The sequence below is a fragment of the Streptococcus oralis subsp. tigurinus genome (assembly GCF_002096275.1).
In the GTDB taxonomy this organism is placed as follows: Bacteria; Bacillota; Bacilli; order Lactobacillales; family Streptococcaceae; genus Streptococcus; species Streptococcus oralis_CN.
In genome coordinates this window covers 179,950-199,161 of record NZ_NCUG01000016.1, presented here as the reverse complement: position 1 = coordinate 199,161, position 19,212 = coordinate 179,950, and the positions used below count along the sequence as shown (strand labels likewise).

General features: G+C 38.7%; 20 protein-coding genes. 1 reads left to right on the top strand and 19 read right to left on the bottom strand.

The window, feature by feature from the left end:
• Positions 1-234: 234 nt before the first annotated feature.
• The 9 genes from rpoE to B7725_RS03765 all read right to left on the bottom strand — a co-directional run bounded on the left by rpoE (position 235) and on the right by B7725_RS03765 (position 11,006).
• The gene (gene rpoE, locus B7725_RS03805) at positions 235-825 is read right to left on the bottom strand and encodes a DNA-directed RNA polymerase subunit delta (protein WP_162279003.1); all 591 of its coding nucleotides are present in this window, start codon (positions 823-825) and stop codon (positions 235-237) included.
• 498 nt (positions 826-1,323) lie between these two features.
• The gene (locus B7725_RS03800) at positions 1,324-2,310 is read right to left on the bottom strand and encodes a hypothetical protein (protein ID WP_084874640.1); all 987 of its coding nucleotides are present in this window, start codon (positions 2,308-2,310) and stop codon (positions 1,324-1,326) included.
• Positions 2,303-2,902, bottom strand: a complete 600-nt coding sequence (locus tag B7725_RS03795; protein WP_084874639.1) for a hypothetical protein — start codon at positions 2,900-2,902, stop codon at positions 2,303-2,305. The genes B7725_RS03800 and B7725_RS03795 overlap by 8 nt, the downstream gene beginning before the upstream one ends.
• Position 2,903: 1 nt before the next feature.
• Complete coding sequence (locus B7725_RS03790) at positions 2,904-4,796, bottom strand: AAA family ATPase (protein ID WP_084874638.1); 1,893 nt, start codon at positions 4,794-4,796, stop codon at positions 2,904-2,906.
• Between the two features lie 4 nt (positions 4,797-4,800).
• On the bottom strand, positions 4,801-6,039 hold the full coding sequence (locus tag B7725_RS03785) for a hypothetical protein (protein ID WP_239823769.1): 1,239 nt from the start codon (positions 6,037-6,039) through the stop codon (positions 4,801-4,803).
• A gap of 132 nt (positions 6,040-6,171) precedes the next feature.
• Positions 6,172-8,823 (bottom strand): valine--tRNA ligase, encoded by a 2,652-nt coding sequence (locus B7725_RS03780; protein WP_084874634.1) that lies wholly within the window; start codon positions 8,821-8,823, stop codon positions 6,172-6,174.
• Between the two features lie 11 nt (positions 8,824-8,834).
• On the bottom strand, positions 8,835-9,797 hold the full coding sequence (locus tag B7725_RS03775) for a ribosome-binding factor A (RefSeq protein WP_084874633.1): 963 nt from the start codon (positions 9,795-9,797) through the stop codon (positions 8,835-8,837).
• 1 nt (position 9,798) lies between these two features.
• Positions 9,799-10,356, bottom strand: a complete 558-nt coding sequence (locus tag B7725_RS03770; protein WP_084874631.1) for a GNAT family N-acetyltransferase — start codon at positions 10,354-10,356, stop codon at positions 9,799-9,801.
• A 254-nt stretch (positions 10,357-10,610) separates the two neighbouring features.
• The gene (locus tag B7725_RS03765; RefSeq protein WP_084874630.1) at positions 10,611-11,006 is read right to left on the bottom strand and encodes a helix-hairpin-helix domain-containing protein; all 396 of its coding nucleotides are present in this window, start codon (positions 11,004-11,006) and stop codon (positions 10,611-10,613) included.
• Positions 11,007-11,286: 280 nt separating this feature from the next.
• On the opposite strand from B7725_RS03765, the gene B7725_RS03760 reads away from it, so the two are divergent.
• Positions 11,287-11,478 (top strand): DUF898 domain-containing protein, encoded by a 192-nt coding sequence (locus tag B7725_RS03760; protein WP_229035173.1) that lies wholly within the window; start codon positions 11,287-11,289, stop codon positions 11,476-11,478.
• Between the two features lie 93 nt (positions 11,479-11,571).
• Here the strand turns inward: B7725_RS03760 and B7725_RS03755 are convergent, their stop codons facing one another.
• The 10 genes from B7725_RS03755 to nusA all read right to left on the bottom strand — a co-directional run bounded on the left by B7725_RS03755 (position 11,572) and on the right by nusA (position 19,209).
• Positions 11,572-11,826, bottom strand: a complete 255-nt coding sequence (locus tag B7725_RS03755; protein ID WP_000119707.1) for a DUF1912 family protein — start codon at positions 11,824-11,826, stop codon at positions 11,572-11,574.
• 9 nt (positions 11,827-11,835) lie between these two features.
• Complete coding sequence (locus B7725_RS03750; RefSeq protein ID WP_084874627.1) at positions 11,836-13,170, bottom strand: DUF438 domain-containing protein; 1,335 nt, start codon at positions 13,168-13,170, stop codon at positions 11,836-11,838.
• Positions 13,170-13,403 (bottom strand): DUF1858 domain-containing protein, encoded by a 234-nt coding sequence (locus B7725_RS03745; RefSeq protein ID WP_000368739.1) that lies wholly within the window; start codon positions 13,401-13,403, stop codon positions 13,170-13,172. The genes B7725_RS03750 and B7725_RS03745 overlap by 1 nt, the downstream gene beginning before the upstream one ends.
• 19 nt (positions 13,404-13,422) lie before the next feature.
• Positions 13,423-13,548 (bottom strand): hypothetical protein, encoded by a 126-nt coding sequence (locus B7725_RS10195; RefSeq protein WP_275080624.1) that lies wholly within the window; start codon positions 13,546-13,548, stop codon positions 13,423-13,425.
• A 115-nt stretch (positions 13,549-13,663) separates the two neighbouring features.
• Positions 13,664-13,846: a hypothetical protein gene (locus B7725_RS03735; protein WP_084874624.1), complete on the bottom strand. Its 183-nt coding sequence runs from the start codon at positions 13,844-13,846 to the stop codon at positions 13,664-13,666.
• A 215-nt stretch (positions 13,847-14,061) separates the two neighbouring features.
• Positions 14,062-14,412, bottom strand: a complete 351-nt coding sequence (gene rbfA / locus B7725_RS03730) for a 30S ribosome-binding factor RbfA (RefSeq protein WP_001273601.1) — start codon at positions 14,410-14,412, stop codon at positions 14,062-14,064.
• Between the two features lie 250 nt (positions 14,413-14,662).
• Entirely contained in the window at positions 14,663-17,449 is a 2,787-nt protein-coding gene (gene infB, locus B7725_RS03725; RefSeq protein ID WP_084874622.1) for a translation initiation factor IF-2, read from the bottom strand.
• Positions 17,450-17,465: 16 nt separating this feature from the next.
• Positions 17,466-17,765 (bottom strand): YlxQ-related RNA-binding protein, encoded by a 300-nt coding sequence (locus B7725_RS03720; RefSeq protein ID WP_001041395.1) that lies wholly within the window; start codon positions 17,763-17,765, stop codon positions 17,466-17,468.
• Positions 17,758-18,051: an RNase P modulator RnpM gene (gene rnpM, locus B7725_RS03715; protein ID WP_000857555.1), complete on the bottom strand. Its 294-nt coding sequence runs from the start codon at positions 18,049-18,051 to the stop codon at positions 17,758-17,760. Before rnpM ends, B7725_RS03720 begins: the two co-directional genes overlap by 8 nt.
• A 21-nt stretch (positions 18,052-18,072) precedes the next feature.
• Positions 18,073-19,209, bottom strand: a complete 1,137-nt coding sequence (nusA, locus tag B7725_RS03710) for a transcription termination factor NusA (protein ID WP_000032280.1) — start codon at positions 19,207-19,209, stop codon at positions 18,073-18,075.
• Positions 19,210-19,212 lie beyond the last annotated feature (3 nt).

The window sequence follows — 19,212 nt, the reverse complement described above, 5'->3', positions numbered from 1 at the left end:
TTCAAGAAAACTTCCTGAAAAACAAAAATAGCTCCCTAGTAACTAGGGAGCCCCGACCTCTAAAAGAGGTGCCCGAACAATATGATACCTTAAAGCAGAACATTTGTCAACCCGAATTGGTAAAACATGAAAAAGAAGATTGCTTTCAGAAAACAAACTAAAGATCCACATCCAAACGGATGACCTGCTCAAGCAACAAAAAAGGAGATCCAGCGATCTCCTTTTAAAGGCATTTTACTCTTCTTCACTCGTTTCAGCGTCATCGTCTGAAAACTCGTCGTCTTCTTCGTTGAGATCCACGTCTTCACCCAAGTCATCAGGGGCGATTTCGTTGATTTCCGCATCATAAGCTTCCACTTCATTTTTCTCATCATCTGGATTTTCATCATCGTATGAAAGAGCTGGATCTGCTTCGTATACATCTTCGTCTTCTGGATCATCTGCATTGTAGTCAATCGCATCTGAATCTCCATCCATGAAGGCATTGACACGCTGCTTCTTAGCTTTTGGTGCCACTTCATCGTCGTCACTTTCTTCAAGAGCGATGATTTCTTCGTCGATTTCGTCCACACCATACCATGAACGAAGACCCCATTTATTGTCTCCAAGAGAGATGAAGCTACCGTCAAAGTTCAACTCTGTGTAGAACAAAGGCAAAGCTTCGCGGATATCGCTGTTTGATGTTCCAAGGTAGTTTTGAATTTCGTTTACAAGATCGCTAAAATGCATCTCATGATCGCGACCACGAAGTTCCAAGATAGCACGTGCCACCTCAATCATAGATAGTTCACTTTTTTCTTGCCCAGCAAATACTTCTAATTCCAAAGCGTTTCTCCTCATTTTTACTACTATCGCCAGAGTTAACAGACTCTGACCTCATTTTATCATGTACTCTTTATTGTACGATAATTTTGCGGAATAGTCAAAGGTTAAATGGGAGAAAGTGACAGGACTTTTTATTTCTTTGCTACGTCGTGAGGTGGGGTTGTACTGGCATGAATTGACTGAGTTTACTGTGTAGTAAGCTGATTTCTAAAATATTTACATAAAGCTTAATATAAAAATACTGTCTAAAAAATTTATTCTAATGATGAAGTAACTATTCAGTATTAGTAATAGAACATATAAGGAATTGAAATATCAGCAAAAAACACATCTATCGACATATAAATATTAGAAAATAATTTAATTATAAAAAATAAGAAATACTTATTGGTAATATAAAATATATTAAATTCCTCATAGGAAAGATCTGTATTTTAATCTATTAAGCAAATATAGGATATCTGTAAGTAAAGAAATATACTAGATAGCATTTATTATCTACAGTTTACTTTTCCAGAGTGCAAGATTATTAAAAATTATTTTTTGATAAATCGAATAAAATGCATTAGACAAAGTTTTACCGTCAACGTAGTTATGGATATATGTTTCAACATCTAAAAGTTCTTGTTCGTTATTCGCGTTATGAAAAAACATATAAATAAAACCATACTCGACTAACCTGTTATCTTCTTGTAAATGTTTTGCATATCTATCAAGTTGTTCAATTCCTAGTAGACATTTATCTTGTAATTTATAATGACTTTTTCCTTCATAAATAGACCTTAAAAATGAAAATTTCACTTCTATAATTGCTTGTTCCTGGCCATCATTTAAATATATATCCACGGATTCCTCATCTCTTATAATCGATGTGCAGTATTCGATAGAAACTTCCCCCTTCATTTTATTTCTTAAAAATTCTAATAAAATATTACGTAATTCCTGCTCTTTTATCTCAGCTTTAATTCTACCTTTGGAATTGAAACATTTGCTATAATAGTACTCTTTATATTGACACTCTACATTAAAGGTTTCAAACACTTCTTTTAATTCTGAAATTGGCCTTAGTAAATTTAATTGATCTTGCATTGTTTTAGTTTTTGCTAAGCATGCCTCTACCTCTGTGTTTATCACACCATTTTGAGCAATTAGTTTTATCCCTTCATTAACAGCATAGACAATGCAATTCTTTTTTCTAGAAATATCTAAAACCATATTAATAAACTCAGAATCAGAAATTTTACGTGAGCTTATTTCCTCAGAAGTGAATTCAGATTCATTTATATCGATACAATGTATCTTAGCAATAGGTAAGACCAGTATTTCTGACAATAACTCATCCAATTTTTCTGTAATACTTAGATTCGATTGTGTACAGATAACGACAACTTTATTATGCTCGGCAAAGATATCTAATAATTTAGTCTCACTAATTACACTTTCTGTCTTTGAAGCTCTTTCTAAAAATTTTTCAGCATCAAGCATTTATCTCTTTTCCTTTCAGATATTCTTCGAAAATATAGTCTAACCAAGCAATAAATACATCGTATTTGTCTAGATCAACATTAGATGATTTTGCTCTATTCTGAAAGTTTTCCAATAATTTATAAAGTTGGTTATTACTCAATGAAATCTTAGTTTTATTTCTACTCAAGGCATCTTCAATATTTGGTTCATTAAAAAAAATAGACAAAACAATCTCATCACTATATGATGAAATCATATTTACAAAGTAAGCAACTGATTTTAAGTCATCCTTAAATTTTTTAGATCTTTCCTGATTTTTACTACACTCTGTTAGCAATTTATCACAAATGTTGATTTTAAAACTATTGAGGGAAATATAGTCTTGAGAGCTTAGAAGTTTCAATGTGGCTTCCATTTGAAATGTATTAACTGTTCCAACTTTAGGATCAATTATCAATTCATCTAGAATTTCACTTTCATCATCATTCAAGAATGAATTTGAAACCATGAATATATAAATATAACGAAAAAGTGAATTTTTTGTTATATTGTTTTTAAGTCTAAGCGAATATAAAAAAAGCAACATATAATAATACAGTTTTTTATTCATACTATCTCCTTAGCAATTTGTAAATATCCAATTCTTCTATCTCTTTATACTGTTTATTTGCATGCCTTGAAATATCTAATAAATTAATAATTTTAATTGAACTATTTTTCTTTATGAGCGAGCTTACCAATGAACTATTACGAGCATTGGCAGAAAGAAATAAAGTATTCCCTGATTCTAAGTAACTATTAAAAGTATCGACCGCATTTTCTTCAAATAAATAATCTAGAGTACTATCAGGTGTTTCACTCATAAAATAAGTATCTTTATGAAAAAACTCTAGTGTAGCTAACCTGAAAGCCATATCAATGAAAATTCTTTGTGACTCTGACAGTGATTCTTCGCTTTCTCGTGCTGAATTATTTAAAAAGAATTTAAAAAGCGTGTTCTCTCCACTACCAACTAATTCTAATCTAATATTTGAATCATTTCCTAAAAAAGAATAGGCGTACTTGTAAAATATTTTACTAAAATTTAAAAATACACTTTTTATGCTTTGATCGATATCATCTGCTAATTGATTTTCTTTTTTCTTAGTTTCCTCTAATTTATTTAAAAATAGCTCTTTTTCACGATTCAATTGGTTATATTTCTCAAGATTATCATTAGGCACACTATCCATTTTTCTTTTAATTTTTAATTTTTCTTTAGTTACTTCAAAAAGTTCACTTTCTCCATCTTTTACTGAGTTGTTAATAACCTCAATTTCTTTGTTCAACTCCTCATACCTTAAATCTAACGTTTTCTTTTTAATTTGTAGATTCTTTTGCTTTATCTCTATTTCTGTTAAATCTACATCTGTATTAATATTTATCCTACTCTTACAAAAAAAACACTCTAAAATATCAATGTGAAAATCAATATGTTCAGTTCCACAGAATGGACATACTCCCGAACTTAAAATTGGAGTAAATTTATCATAAAAGTCTTGATAGTCATTAGGAAAAATATTCCTATACCATTTGTTTTCAAGAACTGCAAGTTCTGCTCTAAGTCTATCTATTTCTGCTCTATTCTGGAGTCTTTCTTGAGTTCTTTTGTTTAAGAGTTCTCTATATTCATGAATTTTTGTATTGATCGTCTTAATTTTAAATTCCACATCTTCCAAATCTTTAAGGGAGTATACGTTGTAGTCAGATTTATTTAAGTCCTCTCCTAAAAATTCTTTTACCATTGACATTTTATATGATCTCAACCTAGCCTGGCTATCATATTTTTTTATCAATTTCTGAGTCTCACTATATTCAAAATACTTCTCTTTTGGCATAAACTTACTCAAAACCAATTTACTAAGATTTTCATCCCAAAACACAAAATTTCTTGATTCCGAGAAAAACATTATCTCAGTTAACATCAAAATAAATGAGTTTATATCTGGAAAACCTGAAGATTTAATTAACTCTTTATGATACTTATTAATTAAAGATTCGCTTAGTTGTTTATCATTGATTGAAGAAAAGTATTTTCTTTCATACTTCTCATAATCCAGTTCTTTCTCTCTTTCTTCCTCTTTTTTTCCATTAACGCTAAAACTAATTAGCCTATGTGAATATAAACTATGCTTGGTTACAAATGTATCATTCGCAATAGAAAATTCAACTTCAACTTCTGCCTCATTTAAAGGAACTTGCATTCGATTTTTAAAATAATCTCTATCAAACATAGGACGTCTGGATTTTTGCTGATCTTTATAATTTCTAACTCTTTCTCTTCCTTTGTAGGGACCTATTACCGAGTATCTTATTATGTTTAGCAACGTTGTTTTTCCCAAACCGTTAGTTCCAAATATAATATTTAATTTATCTGATAAGTCTATTTCAAGAGGACATTTATACAAATCAAAATTATCAATTTTTAGCCGTTTAATCTTTGGTAAGTAGTAGTTAAATTCCATCGTATTATTTCTCCAATACTATTACACCTTCAAGTAATTTGCCAATCTTATCCTTCTGCTGAGGACTTGGATTTAAGTAACGTGCTTTTCTTATTTCAACAACTTCAAATCCTATATTTTCAGCAATTTCAGAGCAAATCTCTAAAGTATTAATTAACACTCCAAAATAAGCAGAATTCGAAACATTAAAATAGACCCGCCGCCCCTTTTTTAGCTTTTGATACATTCCACCAAAAATGGTCTCCATATCTTCAAAATAAGCAATAATCATATTTGGAATTTCCGTATTCCATACTGTTGAATTTCCGCTTAGGGATTCTATTTTAGTTATTGTAGCTTTAAGAATGCTACTTTGTATCCCTTTTAAATTGCGTATTTTTAATTGAACATGTGAACGTATAGTCTGTTCTCGTAAATTTTTTATTTCATTATAGTTTGTTAAAAAATTTAGTGCTTTCAATTCCAGCATATAGGAATCTGTATAATCTCTTGAATTTAGATAAGGAGGGGAAGTAATAATTAAATCTATAGAGTTATCATCCACATTATCAAAAATTAATTTCCTAGCATCACCTAAAAACAATAAATTATGGTTAGAGAAATTGTTTGTTTCAAGCTTCTTAAGATCCTCAATAATTACATTATTAATAAAATTAAAAAAACTAGTTATTACTTGTTCTTGTGAATATAGATTATCTTTCCAACCTTTTTTGTAAGACAAACATTTTCCATTTCGATATAAATTACTATATTCTAACAATATATTTGCTAAACAAACAATGTAAATTTCCTTATATAAAGTTGTCGACAAATTATCAATAGCACTCTTTATTTTTTCAATTGCAATAAAAACTTCACGATCTATATTCCATTTCTTCTTTTCTTTTCCCTCAATTAAAGTAGAAAATCCACTATATAGATTAATCTTATCATCATCTAAATAAACTATGTACTTTTTCATTTTTAAAATATGCGACTTGATAGTACTGTGTTTATATAAAGAAACTTTTAGTTTAGCTTTGGATAAGGTAAACATAAAAGGATTTACCTCAAATGATATACAATTTATTCCTTTTGTAGATAACTCTAAAGCAGTTGTACCACTTCCAGAAAACGGTTCCAAACATAAATCCACCTTCTGGTTTTGCTCGTTTACTATTGACTCAATAAATTCTTTGGAGTACCCCTCAACAAAAGGATACCATCTATGTATACAAAGTTCCTTATTCTTATTGAATTGCATAATCCTTCCATATTCATTAATATAATCCGCATATCTGTACATCCCAGTTCTCACTTTATTCAATTCATTTTCTTTAAATTATACTCATTACCATTATACCAAAAAACACGGCATTCCACCGTGTTTCTGTGTTTATTTCACCAACTTCTTCATCTCATCAATACGTGCTACGGTAGCGTCGTATTTAGCTTGATAGTCGGCTTGTTTGTCGCGTTCTTTTTGGACGACTTCTGGTTTGGCATTGGCTACGAAGCGTTCGTTAGAGAGCTTCTTGCCGGCCATATCCAGTTCTTTTTGCCATTTAGCGAGTTCTTTGTCGAGACGAGCCAATTCTTCTTCGACATTGAGGAGGTCAGCGAGTGGCAAGTAGATTTCTGCTCCTGTGATGACGCTTGACATTGCGAGTTCAGGTGCAGGGATGTTTGATGCGATTTCCAAGTGTTCTGGATTTGTGAAGCGTTTGATGTAGTTGACATTGCTATTAAAGAAGGCTTCCAAGTCGCTATCACTTGTCTTCACAAGGATGGTGATAGGCTTGCTTGGTGCTACGTTTACTTCCGCACGCGCATTCCGAACGGCACGGATCAAGTCTTTGAGGCTTTCAACACCAGTGTGGGCAGCAAGATCTTCAAAGGCTGGGTTGACAGTTGGGTATGCTGCTGTAACGATAGAACCTTCTGAGATTTGCCCAAAGATTTCCTCTGTCACGAATGGCATGATTGGGTGAAGGAGACGAAGGATCTTGTCCAAGGTGTAAAGGAGAACAGAACGTGTGATGACTTTCTCTTCTGCATTTTCGCTATAAAGGACTTCCTTGGTCAACTCAACGTACCAGTCCGCGAACTCATCCCAGATGAAGTTGTAGAGGATGTGTCCAGCTACACCAAACTCAAACTTATCAAAGTTTTCAGTGACTTTGCCGATAGTTTCGTTGAGGTTGTGGAGAATCCAGCGGTCTGTGACATTTCCAGCTTCCTTATTGACAACCTTTGCGACATTGGCAGTTGCTTGGTCAAGAGTCAAGCCTTCATTGTTCATGAGGATGTAGCGAGAGATGTTCCAGATCTTGTTAATGAAGTTCCATGAGGCATCCATTTTCTCGTAAGAGAAGCGGACGTCTTGACCTGGTGCAGAACCGTTTGAAAGGAACCAACGCAGGCTATCTGTTCCGTACTTATCAATAACATCCATCGGATCAATCCCATTGCCCAGTGATTTAGACATCTTACGGCCTTCCTCGTCACGAATCAGACCATGAATCAATGCATTTTTGAATGGCGATTTGCCAGTAAATTCCAAACCTTGGAAAATCATTCGAGATACCCAGAACGGGATAATATCATAACCAGTCACCAAAGTTGATGTTGGATAATAACGTTTGAAGTCTTCTGAGTCGACATCCGGCCAGCCCATGGTAGAGAATGGCCAAAGAGCCGAACTGAACCACGTATCCAAGACATCTTCGTCCTGAGTCCAACCTTCACCTTCTGGAGCTTCTTCGCCGACATATATTTCACCCTCAGCATTGTACCAAGCAGGGATTTGGTGACCCCACCAGAGCTGACGAGAGATTACCCAGTCGTGAACATTTTCCATCCATTGAAGGAAGGTATCGTTGAAACGAGGTGGGTAGAATTCTACCTTGTCCTCTGTATCTTGGTTGGCAATAGCATTCTTAGCCAATTGGTCCATCTTAACGAACCATTGAGTAGACAAGCGTGGTTCAACCACAACACCTGTACGCTCTGAGTGACCAACACTGTGGACACGTTTTTCGATTTTAACGAAGGCACCAATTTCTTCCAACTTGGCAACGACTGCCTTACGAGCTTCAAAACGGTCCATACCTGCAAACTCGAAGGCAAGCTCATTCATAGTTCCGTCGTCGTTCATGACGTTGACTTGCGGCAAGTTGTGACGTTGACCAACCAAGAAGTCGTTTGGATCGTGGGCAGGCGTGATTTTCACGACACCAGTACCAAATTCAGGATCTGCGTGTTCGTCTCCAACGATTGGGATCAATTTATTAGCGATTGGAAGGATGACGTTTTTTCCAATCAAGTCCTTGTAGCGTGGGTCTTCTGGATTGACTGCAACCGCAACATCCCCAAACATAGTCTCAGGACGAGTTGTCGCAACTTCAAGGGCGCGTGAGCCGTCTTCTAGCATGTAATTCATGTGGTAGAATGCACCTTCCACATCCTTGTGAATCACCTCGATATCAGAAAGAGCTGTGCGAGCTGCTGGGTCCCAGTTGATGATAAACTCACCACGGTAGATCCAGCCTTTCTTGTAAAGTTCGACAAAGACCTTGCGAACGGCTTTTGACAGACCTTCATCAAGAGTGAAACGCTCGCGAGAGTAGTCTACAGAGAGCCCCATCTTGCCCCATTGTTCCTTGATAGTAGTGGCATATTCGTCTTTCCATTCCCAGACCTTGTCGAGGAATTTTTCACGACCAAGGTCATAACGGCTAATGCCCTCACCGCGCAAGCGCTCCTCAACCTTAGCCTGAGTGGCAATACCGGCGTGGTCCATCCCTGGAAGCCAAAGTGTATCGAAACCTTGCATGCGTTTTTGACGGATGATGATATCTTGCAAAGTTGTATCCCAAGCGTGACCAAGGTGAAGTTTACCAGTTACGTTTGGTGGTGGAATGACGATTGAATAAGGCTTGGCCTTTTGATCGCCTGAAGGCTTGAAAACATCGGCATCAAGCCATTTTTGGTAACGACCAGCCTCAACCTCGGCTGGATTGTATTTAGGTGAAAGTTCTTTAGACATGTGTGTTCTCCTTAATTGTTTTTATTTACAATATTTACCAAACCAATTTTTGATAATTCAATATAAATCTCATCAATTTCTGCAAATGCTGCAAGTGGTGACAGTGTATAGTTTTCAGGATTATATTTAAGATCGTATTTGCTTATCTTTGAAATATAATATCTTATATGTTTCAATTTTAATGATTCCAACTTTGACTTAATATCGACTAATGTATTATGGTTTAACTTTAAAAATAATTCGTTATAATTACCATAGAGCTCTGTGAGAGAATTAAAGTATTCTTTAACTAGAGTTATAGCATCAATCTTAGATGTTTTTCTGTTTAGTTCTATCAATTCCATTTTCAATTTTTTCCATTTAAAGTTGGAATTTAAAAGATAATCTAAATCAATATAGAAATCGACTAAAATGGTTTCATCATCTGGACTAACAGCTTTTACTTCATTTATTGGTAAGTCAATATGTTGGGAATAGTTCCTCAAAGAATGACAAAATCGATAAGCAAAGTTCGTATCATACTGATAGCTTGCAAACCTATGTATACAATCAAATTCCTCACTATCCTCGGAATATTTCTGTTTGATTTGGTTTTCATTAAAATCAACGAATAATTTTCCACTGGATAATAAATGAATCATGAAACGATTCACGTCTGCCTCTTCAATTTTCAATTCCTTTGACTCAAGTTTATTCTTAATACTTAAAAAATCCGAGACATCTGTAATAAACAATTCGAACATATTCTTGATTTTTTGAAAATCTTTTTGAATCTCAAAAATTTGGTTTGAAACTGACATTATCTCTTTGGTTGGTTTAATATCAGAGATGACAATACGTTTTTCATTGTTGTTAATTTCTAAATAAGCTAATCGCTCGATAATATCACTATCATTTAATTCAGCGTACTCCACATCGATTTGACGTAAGTGTTCCTCAGATAAAGAGCTTACTTCCTTTTTTACATCGCTCATCTTATTCCTCCCACTCACTCTTCAGCAAGCCGTATCTCAAATCATCACAGCGATTGCCTTGAGCATCTTTGCGGTCTCGGATACGAGCTTCAAGGGTAAAGCCAAGTTTCTCCGCAACTCGTTGACTTTGAAGGTTATAACCAAAGCAAGTCAGTTCAATCTTGTGAAGATCAAGTTCTTTAAACGCTAGGTCAATCAAGGCACGTGCCGCCTCTGGAACATAACCTAGACCCCAATAGTCTGGATGTAAGATATAGCCAATTTCCAGCACATCGTCTTCGTGTCGATGATTGAAATCGACAGAACCAATGACCTTATCGGTTCCTTTAACGACAATTCCATAGCCCGCTGGGAGATTGTTCTTTTCATTACGCTCAGGCAGAATATGCTCCAGATAATAAATCTCATCTTCCAAGGTCTTGACGGGCGGAAAGCCTGCTGGATAGGCGACCTCTGGGAGACTAGCATAGGCATGGATATCCACTGCATCATCCACTGTTCGGACTCGTAAAAGAAGACGTTCTGTTTCGATTCGTTCTGGCAACTCTGCTCTTGTCATCCTTCTCCCTCGCTTTCTACAAAAAATCGCCCCTGCCATATTCATGACAGGGACGAATGTGTTTATCCGCGGTACCACCCAATTTCGGGCAAGGCCCGCATCTTTGTTTATTTCATTTTTATCCATCAGCAACCAGTTTTGACACATTTGTGGACTTCTCAGCACCGCCACTTTCTGTAAAATGTGGGATCCAAAACACCTCTAATGGCTTTATTTTAACAAGTTTTTGACGGAAATGCAAGGGGCAAGAAAAATTACTTGAACTTGATGCCGTTTTCTTTTAATTTCTTGATGGTAGCTGGACCGATTCCTTTCAAAGCAAGGAGTTCTTTTTCAGTCCGGTTTTTAAAATCAGCAGCCGACTTAATGCCTTCATCATAGAAAGTCTTAGCACGATCTACTGAGAGGCCACCCAAAGTCGCTGCAAAATCTTCTACTGAATTCGCCACTTTTTGAGCTTGTTCCTTGGTCGCTTCTACTGCTTGTTCCACTTTTTTAGAGACAACTTTTCCCGCTTCACTAGCAGATTTTTCTGCATGCTTCACAACTTTTTTTGTTTCTTCGACAACCTTGGTCACTGTAGTTGAAAATGCACCTGAACGGCGAAGGCTGTTTCTTAATTGTTTTTTACGTTGGAGTTTCTTTGACATGATAAAATCCTTTCAATAAAAAATCCCTGTTTTGACAAGGATTTAATAAAGATATTCTATCAAGATTTTGGAAAAAAATCAAGAAAGGAAACGAGATTGTTCTTAAAAATCTAGCCGTTTTTTCTTTCAATCTAATTCGACAATGATTCAACTTCTCGATAAAATATGCAGTAATGTGCAAGATTAATTCACATAAAAAGCTGATAAGGAGAACAATATGAATAATGAAAGTTACTTTGATGGTGGTCTTTTGAGCTAGGTTAGATATGCTATCCTAGCCATGATTATCATAGGCTTTACTATTGGAATCGCTACGCCTTGGGCAGTTTGTATGATGCAAAACTGGAAAGTTAAGCGCACTGTCATCGATGGACGTCGCCTCTATTTTGACGGAACAGGTTCTCAATTATTCGGGAACTGGATCAAGTGGTTCTTGCTCACCATCATCACTTTGGGCATCTATTCATTCTGATTGCATATCAAAATGGAACAATGGATTACCAAACACACACATCACGTATAAACAGAAAAAGTGCGTTCATACGCACTTTTTGATTTGCAACGATTAATAGTTTCTCTCGCCAAACAAGCCCTCTGGCAAATCATGAAATCCCTTACCTGCCTTGAAATTTTCAAACTTACCAAGCAAGAACTGATAAGCATCCAAGCGGCTTTCGTAGCGAATCATGGCATCTTTGGCACGCTCGTCTTGGTCTTCTTCGTAAACCTTCTGACTTTCCTTGTGCGCCATGTCGTTGATCATGATCTGGGTATTGACCCAAGCTTCAAATTCCTTCATAAATTCCTGTTCGTAACTCATTGATTCTCCTTATTCTAATCCACGGAAGTAGTCCGTATCAATCTCACGATAGGGCTGGATGTCCTGAACATATTCTAGCACGCCTTGGAATTCCCCGTTTTCATTGTGCACTGCGGCATAGGTGATGTGGACAAACTTGTCTCGCGACTCTGACTTGAACCACATTTCATACTTGTCCTTGACCCCTTCACGAAGACCTTTCATAACAGACTTCACCTTGTCTAAGTACTTGGGCGGATGGCAGAGTTCTACATTACGCCCGACTTGGGACGGCGTCCGTTTGAAAATCATCTCATCAGCTGGTGCATTGTCATTGTAATACTGGAAAATGTCGTCTTTATTGACAAAGGTGATCTCCATGGGGAGGTGATTGAGGATGAGGTTGGCCTGCTCAACTGAGAGATAGCCATTGCCAAAAGCCTGTTGACTATGACGATCCAGCACTGCTTCCTTTTCCTTAGGAGTAAAGGTAATGGTAAACTGGCCTTCTGGTGTATCGATAACTTGCTGAACTTGACCTTCTGCCGTGTCTAGTTGTACTGGCTCCTCTGCACTCTTTTCCTCAACAAAGCTCTGTCGTTCTGGCACCCATTTCTCTGACGGACGGATGATGGCATAGCCGTAGGCATCGCTCTCCTCCGCAATCTGAATCCAGTCATCCTGGGTGAAAGACTCAAGGAGAATCATGAGAAGGATGGACTCTTCCTTGAAAATCATACTTTCAAACTCTGTCGCAAAAGCTTCGAAAGTTTCCTTTACAGTGGAAATCGACACTTCTGGTAGTGACTTGGTTGTCGTTAGAGCTGTTTGAAAGAGTTCCCTAATCTGGTCATCCATTCCCCACATAACTTTTGGAGGTGAATCGTGTCCATAGCGCTCCATGATGGGGAAAAAGAGCTCTTCCTTGCGCTGGTAATGGACATCAAATTGTCCCAAAAGCCCCATTTGACGAACCAAACCCTTGCGCATCTTCGCAAGCATTTCCTCGTCTTCCATAGACTCATAGGTATCTAACAATCTCCGAATGCGAATTAAGGCAGCACGGAGAGCCAGATTTTCATCCTTGAAGACGCGAACGGGGTGACCAGGATGCTCGGTATCCTCCACTTCGACGCCCTTAATAGCGTTTTTAAAAAGATTGGCATGGACATCACAGAGCTCCATAACATCTTCAAAGGTGACACCTGAGTCTGAGTTCATCAGCTCGTGTTCCATGAGGGAAATCTCAATAGCTGAGACACCCGTAAAGGTCGCATCAAAACGCTCCTGAACTGACTCAGGAGAGGCACCATTATGCAATTCTAACAAAATATCCCGTAAGATATGAATCCGTTCATCTGCCATTAATCTAATCCAATCACTTCGTAACCATTCGCTTCCAGTGTGCGGACAATCTTGTCCATAGGAGTTCCTTCGAGCTTCGAACCCTGTTTAAGCGATACCTTGCGACCGACGGTATTGCGCATCAAGGGATTGGCAAGTGGTTTAAAACCTAGCTCCACTAGAATTTCCAAGACTTCTGGATGCTTGTCCACTACTTCTGCAACGGGAATTGACACATCGATGATATTATCCATGACGACCTCCATGTATGTTCTAATACTCTTCGAAAATCTCTTCAAACCACATCAGCGTTGCCTTAACGTAGGTATGGTTACTGACTTCGTCAGTTCTATCCACAACTTCAAAACACTGTTTTGAGCAACCTGCGACTAGATTCATAGTTTGCTCTTTGATTTTCATTGAGTATAAAATGATTTTACTGCTTATATTATACCATATGGGAAGAGATTAAAAAACTAGCAGCGGAGTTCCTGCTAGTTTCTTTCATTTCAAGTTATTCCTTATCATCTGGTTTTGCGAGCCACTGGGCTACATCCATCAGCTTGTCAGCAAGCAGTACTTTCCCAAAACCTACTAAAGCATTGTCATCTTTTTTCATGTTTTTCAGAACTTTGACGCTTTGCATCACAAAAAAGTAATTCCCATAAGTCTTGGCTAGCATTTTAATGAATCCCATATTATCTTTCCTTTTCTAACTGCAGTTTCTAGCCGATTGCTATACCAGACTAGCTAGTTATTGATAAAAAATCATTTCATATTACTCTTTCCAATTTCTATACTATCATACAAGCTGAGTTTTATAAAGCTTTTTAACAATTTTTTACTCTAGAGAGATTCTCCAGTATTTTTTATTGCCATTTCTCCACCAAAAAAGAGGGTATCCCCTCTTTCTTAGTTCTTATCCAGATTGCGTAGCATCTCGTCAATTTTGTTTCCATATTCAATGGACTCATCCTTGACGAAGGTTAAATCTGGGATTTTATACAATTTCAAATTGCGACCAAGTTCACGTTTGATAGTACCAGTTGCTTTTTCAAGCCCAATTTGAGCTTTTTGGTTATCCGAAGCAAGGTTACTCAAAATGGTGTAGTAAACCTTGGCAACAGACAAATCACCCAGCATCTGAACATCTGTAATAGTCACACCTTGGACACGCGGATCACGGACTTTCTTTTGCAAAATCTCATTGACTTCACGCTTGATTTCCATGCCCACACGATCCGTACGAAAATGATTTGCCATGATATTCCTTTCTCTACTTTGAACCAAAAGCTAGGCCAGCAGACCTAGCTATTTTTAAATTTCTTGATTTTTAATTCAAATTGAAACGACGTTCAATTTGAAATCACCTGCTTCCTTCACTGTGGTGAAAGTGATGGAACTGATTTATCAGTCCCATCACAGGGGATTTTTGAGACCTTAGGCTCAAAAATAAGCAATGAAACCATCGGTTTGCTTGCGTCCCTCACCACCTAAGAAAGGAGCAAAAATCTTAACGTTTGATTTCTTCCATGACATAGGCCTCAATCACATCATCAGTCTTGATATCATTGTAGCCATCAATCATCAATCCACCTTCACGACCGTTTGTAACTTCTTTAACGTCGTCTTTGTAGTGTTTCAAGCTTGCAAGTTCACCATCATAGATAACGACACCGTCACGGATAACACGGACTTTAGAGTCACGGGTAACTTTACCACTCGTAACCATGAATCCACCGATGGTTCCCACTTTAGATACCTTGAAGGTTTCACGGATGATTGCTTCACCGATAACTTTTTCTTCGAATTCTGGATCAAGCATTCCTTTCATGGCTTCTTCCATCTCTTCGATAACCTTGTAGATAATACTGTGGAGACGGATTTCTACATCATCTTCTTCTGCTTGTTGACGAGCTTGTGGTGTAGGGCGTACGTTGAAACCGATGATAAAGGCATTTGAAGCTTCCGCAAGAGTCACATCAGATTCATTAATGGCACCGACCGCTGAGTGAACGATGGTAACTTTGACACCTTCTACATCGATCTTTTGAAGCGAGGCAGAAAGGGCTTCAACTGAACCTTGTACGTCGGCCTTGATGATGACGTTAACAGACTTGAGCTCGCCTGCTTTAAGCGTATCAAAGAGGTTTTCAAGGCTGACACGTTGAGTTACTTGACGTTGCTTCATAAGAGCACGTTTCGCACGTTCTTCACCTGCTGCACGCGCAGATTTTTCATCTTCGTAAACAGCAAAATGGTCACCCGCCATTGGCGCTTCGTTTAGACCTGTGATAGAAACTGGTGTTGATGGACCTGCAACCTTAACACGGCGACCAAGGTCATTAGTCATGGCACGGACACGACCGAAGGTATTTCCGACAACGATAGGGTCTTGTACATTCAGAGTACCTTGTTGCACAAGAAGGGTTGCGACCGCACCTTTTCCTTTATCCAAGCGAGCTTCGATAACGGTACCGATCGCACGCACTGTTGGGTCGGCCTTGAGTTCTTGGATTTCAGCTACAAGTAGGACCGTTTCCAAGAGTTCATCGATGTTTTGGTTGAATTTAGCTGAGATTTCGACAAACTCAGAATCTCCACCCCAGGCAGTTGACATGACACCGTGTTCAGCCAATTCACCGATAACACGTTCTGGGTTGGCACCTGGTTTATCAATCTTGTTGATGGCTACGATGATTGGAACGTTCGCTGCTTTTGAGTGGTTGATGGCTTCGATAGTTTGAGGCATAACCCCGTCATCTGCCGCTACAACCAAGATGGTAATGTCGGTAACAGAGGCACCACGCGCACGCATAGATGTAAAGGCCGCGTGTCCAGGTGTATCAAGGAAGGTAATCTTCTTGCCATTTTCCACAATTTGGTAGGCACCGATATGCTGAGTGATACCACCCGCTTCACCCGTCGCAACACGAGAATTACGAAGGGTATCCAAAAGGGTTGTCTTACCATGGTCAACGTGTCCCATGATGGTTACAACTGGTGGACGCTCAACCAATTCATCTTCATTGAGGTAACCATCTTCGACAAAGAAACGTTCGATGTCGGCATTATCCACTTCAACCTTTTGTTTTGCTTCGATACCGTAATCCACCATGAGGAGTTCGATGGTTTCCCCATCTAAGGATTGGTTTTGTGTGGCCATCACACCCATCATAAAGAGTTTCTTAACGATTTCAGCTGGTTCACGTTTGATACGTTTTGCGATTTCCGCAACAGTCATACCATCTGTATACTCAAATTCTGTTGGCAATTCGTGGAACTTACGCTCTGTAACAGGTTTTGGAGTTTGGTTACGGTTGTTTTGCTTGTTCCCTTTTTTATTTTTCTTGTTGTTATTCCAGTTACTATTTCTTTGATTTCTCACTTGATTCTGACTACTTCGATTCTTTTGTTGTTTTCTAGGACCATCTTCTTCGTGATCATAATCGTCACGTTCTTTGTCTGGTCGAGCTTGTTTTTTACGACGTGTATCCACTGGCGCTTCTTTAGCTACAGGAGCTACTGCTACGGCTGACTGAGTTTGTTCAGCTAACTTAGCAGCTTCCTCAAAAATTTCTTCAGGCTCCTTGCGTTTATTAGCTTGAGCCAAGGCTTCTTTGACAGCTTGCGATTGCTTGAAGCGCTCCTCGCTTGAGCGTGCGTACTCTGCATTTTGCTCTGCTTTTAGGGCTGCCGCACGGGCTTTAAAGTCAACACGTGGTCCAGCTGGTTTTGGCTGGAAGTCTTGTTGCTGACGGCGATCATTGCCACGATTTCCTTGACCTTGTGGTTTCTTCCCTTGGTCGTTAAAACGGCGATTGTCGCGGTTTCCTTGACCAGGTTTGCCACCATTACGGCCGTCGTTTTTCGGACGGTTGCCGTTTTGTTGTTGGTCACGGTTGTTGCCCTTATTTTGTTTGCGTCGCTCTGCTTGCTCTTTGGCACGTGCCTCACGCTCCGCCTTGAAGTTTCGACTCTGTGGTCTTGCAGCCACCACTTTTTCTTCCTTAGGAGCTACAGGTGTAGCTGGTTTGCTTTCTTCCTTCGTGACAACTGATTTAGCTGACGCTGGTTTTTCCGCTTTCTTTTCTACACTTGCTTTTGCTGCTGCAGGTTTTGCTTCTGCCTTAGGAGCGGATGCAGACTTAAAGCTGGCAGCAATTTGCTCAGCAGCAGCGGTTTCCACGCTCGATGAGTGGCTTTTTACATCCAAGCCCAACTCTTTTGCACGCGCTACAACTTCTTTACTTTCTTTTCCAAGTTCTTTTGCGATTTCGTACAATCTTTTCTTAGACAAATCATGTCCTCCTCTTCTATTCCATAAGAGACCTCATTTTCTTTGTAAATCCAGCATCGGTCACAGCCAAAACCTTTCTCGGTTTCCCGACTGCTATGCTTAATTCCAGTGTTGAAAACACGGTTATAACTTCTACTTGATAATAGTCACTTTTATCTTGAATCTTCTTGGTTAGATTGGGGCCAGCATCATGGGCTAGAAAGACTAGCTTGGCTTTCTGGTCTTGAATGGCCTTGACCACCAATTCCTCACCTGATATGATTCGACCTGCTCGTTGAGCAAGTCCCAAGAGATTGCTTATCTTTTGCTTATTCAAGTCCTAACTCTCTTCTTTTTACTTTGTGATCCACATAGGCGATCAACTCGTCATAAAAGCTTTCTTCCACTTCCATGTTAAAGCTACGGTTAAAGACTTTCTTCTTTTTTGCCTCTAGGGCTTCTGCATTGTCTAGCTTGATATAAGCGCCACGGCCATTGGCCTTGCCTGTCGGATCGATAAAGATCTCTCCTTCTTTGTTCTTGACAATGCGGAGCAAATCACGCTTATCAATCACCTCGTTAGATACAACAGACTTGCGCAAAGGGATTTTTCTTGTTTTCATCTTTCCCTCCTCTAGCAGCTTTTATTCTTCGATCAATTCATCCGCAACTGCGTAATCGACTTGACCTGCTTCTTCCATAGCTTCAAACTCACTTGCAGACTTGATATCGATACGGTAACCCGTCAAGTGAGCTGCCAAGCGAACGTTTTGTCCACGACGACCGATGGCAAGAGAAAGCTTGTTATCAGGCACAACGACTAAGGCACGTTTGCTGTCGTTTTCATCAAAGATAACTTGGTCAACCTCTGCAGGTGCGATGGCATTGTAGATAAACTCAGCTGGATCTGCTACCCACTCAATAACGTCGATGTTTTCTTCGACAGGAATCATGCGGTCACTCTTGGCATCGTAACGAGCTGGGTGGAATTTGCTGGTGATTTTCTTGATGTTAGCACCACCACGTCCAACGATTGTCCCGATAGCGTCCACGTTTGGATTATGGCTGCGAACGGCAACTTTAGTACGGTCACCAGCTTCGCGGGCTACGCTCATGATTTCGACAGTTCCATCGTAGACTTCGGGAATTTCTTGCTCCATCAAGCGTTTGATCATTTCTGGATGGCTACGGCTAACAAAGACGTTGACGCCACGAGGATTGTCTTCGACCTTATAAACATAGACTTCGATACGGTCGTGAGAAGCAAAAACTTCTCCAGGGATTTGGTCTTGTTTTGACAATTGGGCTTCGATGCTACCTAAGTTAACATAGATGAAACGGTTGTCAAAACGTTCTACTGTACCTGACATGATTTCTTGCTCATGTTCTTTGTAAGTATTATATGTGATGGCACGTGTTTGCTTGCGCATTTTTTCCATGATGGTTTGTTTGGCAGATTGGGCTGCTACACGACCAAACTCAGCTGGTGCTTCTTCAAACTTAATCTTGTCACCAAGCTCATAGGCTGAATTAATGGCAAGGGCATCTTTCAAGCTGATTTCCAAACGACTATCAAATACTTCATCAACCACTTCACGGACAGTATAAACTGTAAAGTCACCTGTTTTTTCATTGAAGTCGATGGCTACGCTATCAGATTGACCATAACGTCTGCGATAAGCGGAACGAAGCGACTCTACTACTGCGTCGATGATGTCTTCTTTTTTGATTCCCTTGTCTTCTTCCAAAATGCGGAAGGCCTCTAGCATTTCTTTACTCATGTT